Consider the following 6,850-nt stretch of genomic DNA (forward strand, 5'->3'; position numbering starts at 1 on the left):
AAATGCGAAGCAAAACTCCGCAAACAAATTAACTAATTAACCATTTAACTGATTAACTTTCTTTCGGCTTCTTCATTATTGCAAAAATTTCGATAAGCAAACCTGCTATAATTAAAATAGGTGCAATGGTAATACGGGTGGTACTGTACACTTCATCTTTATTAAAAACATTGGGGTCGGCACTTTTGCCACCGCTCATTAAAAAAAAGCCGAGGGCCATTACAACCAGGCCTGCCACCATCCACATATAATTATCTTTTGTAAAAAGGCTGTTGCCGGTAGTTTTGGTAACGTTGTTACCTGTAGCCGCCTCTGTTTGTTTTTTTACTGTAGCCATAAATATTTATTAAAGTGCAATATTAATATAAATCGTCCAATTTCATACGCAGGTATTTTATTACAGCCCTGTGTGTACTTACTAAAGTTATTGTAATGCCCAGCGCAATAATAGTAAGAAACAGCAATATCAGGCTTTTATTATCACGTAAAACTTTAAACTCGGGCCTGAAAGTTTCTACCAAAAAAACAACACACCATATTAATCCAATGGCAATGCCCGATGCAATTAAACCATTTATTACCGCCCTTGCATTTATAGGTTTGGCAATAAACCAACGGGTGGCACCCACCATTTGCATGGTTTTAATTAAAAAACGGTTGCTGTACATGGCCAGCCTTATAGTATTATCAATTGAAAAAATTACCAAGATGGTGAGTATGATTGCCGCCACTAAAAAACCAATAAATAAATACTTGGCAAAGTCGCCCACTTTGGATACGATTTCATCAGGAAATTTATATTCGGATATGATACCCGGAAAATTACTTTCAATAGTAGAAGAGATAGCCCTTAAACTGTCGGACTGTACATGATCGGCAGTTACATAAAAATCTATACTTTCCGGCAGGGGATTGCTTTTAATAAACTGGCGCCAGGTGGTATCACTATCGGCTTCAAACTTTTTTATCGCCATATCTTTAGTAACATACTCGGCCGATTTTACATAAGGCAATGCAGTGATATAATTTTTTACACTGTCAATTTTTTTGGGTGAGGCATCACGGTTTAAAAAACACTGCACCTGTATATTTTCTTTGAAATAATCGCCGGTTTTACGAAGGTTTAAGAAAAACCAGCCTACAATGCCAAATAAAAATAATACCAGCGACACACCAATTATGGCATAAGCATAAGTTGGTTTACCTCTTTTACTGCTTGCTTTTCCAAATTGTGACATAATAGATTTAAATTAATTTAATGGTTGTTACCTGCTTTTTACAGGCCTGTTGATTAGTAAGGGCGCAAATTAATTCAATTTGCGGGTATTACATTATTTTTGCCCACTACAAAACGACTGACTGCTGTATTTATTTTTATAAGAGGAAATGTTGTGGTGTGAACGGGGGTTAAATAACTTTTCTTTCACATTTTATGAGGGTTTTGGCTAAAAGATTAAAAGAGAAAAGGAGATAAAAGAGTGCAGTACAATTAAAGGGTTCAATAAAGATATTCAGTACAAGAGTGTCCTTCGTTCCTCAGGATAAACTGTGCTAATGAAGTTGAAATAAGTTTCAAAGACCAGACTCAAAAAGAAAAATAAATGGAATATAAGTTTAACGAGATTGAAAAAAAATGGCAGGATTACTGGAGAGCAAATAAAGTGTACAGTGTATCCAATGTAAGTGATAAGCCAAAATATTATGTGCTGGATATGTTTCCATACCCGAGTGGTGCAGGTTTGCATGTAGGCCATCCGCTGGGATATATTGCCAGCGATATTTACAGCCGCTATAAAAGATTAAAAGGTTTTAATGTGCTGCACCCAATGGGCTTCGACAGTTTTGGTTTACCGGCCGAACAATATGCGTTGGAAACCGGCCAGCACCCGGCAGAAACTACCAAAAAAAATATCGCCACTTTTAAAGCACAACTTGATAAAATTGGTTTTTGTTACGATTGGGAACGTGAAGTGCAAACCAGCGACCCTAATTATTATAAATGGACGCAGTGGATTTTTTTGCAGTTGTTCAATTCATTTTATAACAGAGGAAGTAATAAGGCAGAACCTATCAGTAATTTGGTTACAGCATTTGAAGCGGAAGGGAATAAAAAATATTCAATGCCCAATGCTCAATATTCAATAATCAACTTTACGGCATTAGAGTGGAAGAGCTTTGATACAAAAACACAGCAGGAAATTTTAATGGAGTACCGCCTGAGTTTTAGTAAATACGGTGAAGTAAACTGGTGTGAAGCATTAGGCACTGTATTGGCCAATGATGAAGTAGTAAATGGTGTAAGCGAACGTGGCGGCCACCCGGTGGTAAAAAAGAAAATGCGCCAATGGTATTTAAGAATTACTGATTATGCCGACCGTTTATTAGAAGGATTGGAAACTGTAGAGTTTAGCGACAGCATGAAAGAAATGCAGCGCAACTGGATTGGTAAGAGCCAGGGAGCGGAAATAGAATTCAAAATTCAAAATTCAAAATTCAAAATTGAAGTTTACACAACCAGGCCCGATACTATTTTTGGCGTTGACTTTATGGTGGTAGCACCTGAACTGGATTTAGTGCAGCAAATAAAAACACCAGAGCAAACAGCAGCCGTAGATGAATACATTGCTTATGTAAAAAGCAGGAGTGATGTAGATAGGATGGCAGAGAAAAAAATTACCGGATGTTTTACAGGTGCGTATGCTGTTAATCCTTTTGATGACAGAAAAATTCCAATCTGGATTAGCGAATATGTTTTAGCGGGCTATGGTACCGGCGCCATTATGGCCGTGCCCTGCGGCGATGAAAGAGATTTTAAATTTGCACAGCATTTTAATATTCCCATTACCAATATTATTGGAAAACATTTTAATGGTGAAGAAGCGAATGCCACCAAAGAGGCCATTTTAGAGGACAGTGGTTTTTTAAACGGTGTAAAGATGATGGATGCTGCCACAATTGTTTTACAAAAATTAGCCGAACAAAATATTGGCAAGAGGAAAGTGAATTACCGCATGAGAGATGCAGGGTTTAGCCGCCAGCGTTACTGGGGCGAACCTTTCCCTATTATCTGGAGCGATGGTATTGCTATTCCTTTAGACGCAGATGAACTGCCACTGGAATTACCGCATGTAGATAAGTATGGCCCGGGGCCGGAAGGAGAAGGGCCGCTGGCTAATTTAAAAGACTGGACCTCACCCCCAGCCCCTCTCCACAAAGTGGAGAAGGGGGACGGGAAGATAGTAGCGGAGAATGAAGCGAAGGGTGCAGCAGCAGTGCCTAAATATAAAGTAGCATCACCAATGCAGTATGAACTTGCAAAGCAGCTGCGAAAAGATTATACAGAAGCAGAAAATTATTTATGGCAAGAATTAAGGGGAAATAAATTAGACGTAAAATTCAGGAGACAACATCCAATAGAAAACTACATTGTTGATTTTGTTTCTTTACAGCATGCTTTAATTGTAGAAGCAGACGGAGGTTATCATGAAACTGCAGAGCAAAAAATTTATGATGAAGAACGTACAAAAGTTTTAAATGAAATTGGATTTAAAGTAATCAGGTTCCCTAATGAAGAAATTTTATATAACATACAAAATGTAATCGTTGAAATAAAACAAACCTTGCAATCATCCTTAGAAAAAAACGAGGCGAAGAATGTAGCGTTTGATAGTAATTTAGAAAGCCAAACTAACAAAGAAAATATTAGCGGTAGCAAGTTTAGTCACCCCTCGCCACAAAGTGGAGAGGGGCGGGGGGTGAGGGAAACCTCCACCATGCCCGGCTACGCAGGTTCTTCCTGGTATTTTCTCCGCTATATGGATCCACACAATGCCGAAACATTCTGCGACAGAAAAATAAGCGACTACTGGAACCAGGTAGATTTATACATTGGCGGTACCGAACATGCCGTAGGCCATTTATTGTACAGCCGTATGTGGACGAAAGTTTTGTTTGATTTAGGATTGATTGGTTTTGACGAACCGTTTAGGAAGTTGCTGAATCAGGGGATGATAACAGGAAAAAGTGCATTTGCAAAAATTGTTTGGGCTAGGGTAGCAAGCGATACGTCTGAACATCCAAAAGGACTTCGGGGTTATATTGTTAATCCTGAATATCCGAAGGAAAATACAAATTCAACAGAACTAAGGTTGCCTGTAGAAGAATTGTCTGTAGATAGTAATGGAAACTATTTTTTGACTCAAGAAAATTTAAAAAATATTAAACTTCATTATCCTCAATTTAGTAATCTCCGAATTGCGGACTCTGAAAATTTAAAAGAAATTCATACGATAATTTTTGAAGACCTTACTGTAAATAACACAGACGGTGGAATGCTTGCATATAATGATAATCAGGTTAAATTAATTTCGGTTGATGAGAAGATGTCTAAGTCAAAACTTAATACATATAATCCTGATAAACTCTGCGACAAATACGGCGCCGATACTTTCCGAATGTACGAAATGTTTCTCGGCCCGGTAGAAGCCAGCAAACCATGGGATACAAAAGGCATTGAAGGCGTACATCGTTTTTTAAGAAAGCTGTGGCGTTTGTTTAATGATGATATAAAAGGTAAAGTTTGGAAAGACGAAAAAGCCACTGATGCCGAATTAAAAATTTTACATCGCACCATAAAAAAAATTGAAGAAGATACCGAGAAGTTTTCTTTTAACACTGCCGTAAGTTCATTTATGATTTGTGTAAATGATTTGTTTGATGTGAAGTGCCATAAAAAAGAAGTGCTGGAAAAAGTATTGATCTTATTAGTGCCTTATGCACCGCATATTGCAGAAGAGTTGTGGCAGCAGTTGGGTAATGATGGAACTATTCTTGATGCAACTTATCCAACCTTCAATCCAGCATTGCTGGTGGAAAGCAGTAAAGAATACCCGGTGTCTATTAATGGTAAAGTAAGAACTAATATTAATCTCTCTTTAGATCTGCAACAGGCCGATGTAGAAAAAATTATTGCCGAAAATGAAGTGGTGCAAAAATGGCTGGAGGGTAAAGAACCTAAGAAAATTATTTATGTAAAGAATAAGATGATTAACGTAGTGGTGTAAAAAAAGTAATTGTCGCTTAAATCTTCTCCCTTTCCTCCCCCTTCGGGGAGATAGAGGGGGCTAATAAGATGATAAATGTGGTGGTGTAAAATTTTGAATACTATTTTTGCAAAGCCGGTGAATTGTTCACCGGCTTTGTTTATTTTACAACAACTATACTATTGGTCATGGATTATTTTTTAAAAAAATAAAAATAGTTGTCCGGATTGTGAATCTCCATTCGTCATTAGTAAAATCATTATAAATTATTAAAACAACAATTATGGAAAAGTTCATGCTTATTTTTCAGGGAATTAAATCTGCCGAACAACCCTCTGCACAGCAAATGCAGGAAAACATGGGTAAATGGATGGCCTGGATAGATAAACTGGCTAAGGCCGGAAAATATGATGCCGGCGAACCATTGTTACCAACCGGTAAAGTTATCAGCGGTAAAAATAAAACTGTTACTGATGCAGCTTTTGCCGAGGGAAAAGAAATTATTGGTGGCTATTTTATTGTTAATGCTGCTGATTACAATGAAGCAGTTGCTTTGTGTGATGAGTATCCCGATTATGAAAATGGCGGAACTGTAATTGTAAGGCAGATACAGAAAATGGATATGCCTCCGGCTTAATTGACGGACATCTTTTTGAAAAAATATTTTCACGATTAAATTTTTAAAAAATGACAACACTTGAAGTAGCTGATAAATTAATAGCTTATATGCGTAAAGGACAAATGCTGGAAGCGCAGGAGGAATTATATGCAGATGATATTATTTGTATTGAACCCGAAGGCGGAATGGTACCACATTTTACAAAAGGTAAAAAGGCTGTAGCCGAAAAAGGAAAGCAATTTGCATCGATGATCGAAGAACGCCATGAGGGCTCCTGCTCAGATCCGGTAGTGGGTGGCCGGTATTTTAGTATTTCAATGACGCTAGATGCTACCATGAAAGGGATGGGCAGGCATTTGTTAGAAGAGGTTTGTGTGTATGAAGTAAAAGATGGAAAAATTGTATTCGAACAATTTTTTAATTAAGCATGAAAATTTCCGAATTGCTATCATAGCTTCAGCACCATTGCAATATTACTTTTATCAATGCCTCATGATTTTAAAAATGAGGCATTGATTTAAAATTTCTTCTTAATAAATTGCAGAAAAGATTGTATTGGAAAATTCTTCAACAATAGAACAGGAAGTAGAACACCTTTTTCGCCACGAATGCGGAAAGCTGGTTGCTGTACTCACCAAATTATTCGGTCCGCAAAATTTACAACTGGCAGAAGATGTAGTGCAGGATACTTTACTTAAAGCCTTTAATAACTGGAAAATAAATGGGTTGCCACAAAATCCCTCGGCATGGTTATTTACTGTTGCCCGTAACAAAGCGGTAGATGTATTGCGGCAGCAAAAAAGAAAAGAGGAGTTTTCTAAAAGTATTGCGGCATTGCTTCAATCAGAATATACACTGGTGCCAACAATACAGGATATCATTAATACCAATACAATAGAGGATGACCAGTTGCGGCTGATGTTCGTATGTTGCCATTCTTCTCTTTCTACAGAGGCACAGGTTGCACTTATTTTAAAAACACTTTGTGGTTTTAGCGTTGCTGAAATTGCCAAAGCATTTGTTACAGGTTACGATACCATTGAAAAAAGATTGTATAGGGCAAAGCAAAGTTTTAAGGAAAATAATGTGCAATTTGAATTGCCTTATGCGGCGGAATTAAATAACCGCTTAGATAATGTGCTGATGGCAGTTTACCTTTTATTTAATGAAGGCTACAATTCCACACAGC

At 37.5% G+C, this 6,850-nt stretch carries 6 protein-coding genes; 4 read left to right on the plus strand and 2 right to left on the minus strand.

Annotated features, from left to right (window positions below; translation table 11 throughout):
* Positions 1–52 precede the first annotated feature (52 nt).
* Positions 53–337 carry a DUF3098 domain-containing protein gene (locus ACY651_RS01665; protein WP_462222092.1) on the minus strand — a complete coding sequence of 95 codons (285 nt, stop codon included), beginning with the start codon at positions 335–337 and terminating at the stop codon, positions 53–55.
* Between the two features lie 22 nt (positions 338–359).
* Entirely contained in the window at positions 360–1,238 is an 879-nt protein-coding gene (locus tag ACY651_RS01670; RefSeq protein WP_462249054.1) for a cell division protein FtsX, read from the minus strand.
* A 363-nt stretch (positions 1,239–1,601) separates the two neighbouring features.
* Here ACY651_RS01670 and ACY651_RS01675 point away from each other — a divergent pair, with 363 nt between their 5' ends.
* From ACY651_RS01675 to ACY651_RS01690, 4 genes are all read left to right on the plus strand, one after another.
* Positions 1,602–5,063, plus strand: a complete 3,462-nt coding sequence (locus ACY651_RS01675) for a leucine--tRNA ligase (protein ID WP_462249056.1) — start codon at positions 1,602–1,604, stop codon at positions 5,061–5,063.
* A gap of 262 nt (positions 5,064–5,325) precedes the next feature.
* Entirely contained in the window at positions 5,326–5,679 is a 354-nt protein-coding gene (locus ACY651_RS01680) for a YciI family protein (RefSeq protein WP_462249058.1), read from the plus strand.
* A 50-nt stretch (positions 5,680–5,729) separates the two neighbouring features.
* On the plus strand, positions 5,730–6,086 hold the full coding sequence (locus ACY651_RS01685) for a SnoaL-like domain-containing protein (RefSeq protein ID WP_462249060.1): 357 nt from the start codon (positions 5,730–5,732) through the stop codon (positions 6,084–6,086).
* Positions 6,087–6,216: 130 nt separating this feature from the next.
* Positions 6,217–6,850: RNA polymerase sigma factor (locus ACY651_RS01690; protein WP_462249062.1), on the plus strand; the 634-nt coding region annotated here is incomplete at its 3' end.

The organism is Ferruginibacter sp. (assembly GCF_031391665.1).
Taxonomy (GTDB): Bacteria; Bacteroidota; Bacteroidia; order Chitinophagales; family Chitinophagaceae; genus Ferruginibacter.